The sequence below is a fragment of the Pseudomonas sp. E45-MNA-CIBAN-0222 genome (assembly GCF_040310405.1).
GTDB lineage: Bacteria > Pseudomonadota > Gammaproteobacteria > Pseudomonadales > Pseudomonadaceae > Stutzerimonas > Stutzerimonas stutzeri_AC.
The window spans coordinates 1-267 of sequence record NZ_JBEOPU010000116.1; the positions used below are offsets into that span (position 1 = coordinate 1).

Annotated in this window: 1 protein-coding gene; it reads right to left on the minus strand. The window is 62.2% G+C overall.

Annotated features, from left to right (window positions below):
• Positions 1-224 (minus strand): response regulator (locus AAEZ08_RS22985; protein ID WP_500125188.1); only part of this gene is annotated, 224 nt, incomplete at its 3' end.
• Positions 225-267 lie beyond the last annotated feature (43 nt).

A 267-nucleotide genomic window follows, 5' to 3' on the forward strand; every position in this document is an offset into this window, starting at 1 on the left:
GCCATGGAGATATCGCCGTGACCGGTAATCAGCACCACCGGCAGGCTTTTGTCCAGGGCCTTGAGGCGGGTCAACAGCTCCAGCCCATCAATGCCGGGCAGGCGAATATCGCTGATGACAATGCCAGCGAAATTTTCGCCGACCCGGGTCAGGGCCTCTTCGGCGCTGCCCACGCCAACGCTTGGAATGTCCTCCAGGGCCAGGGCTTGCTGGCAGCCGAGCAACACATGGGGATCGTCTTCGACGATCAGGACGGTCAGGTCGGTG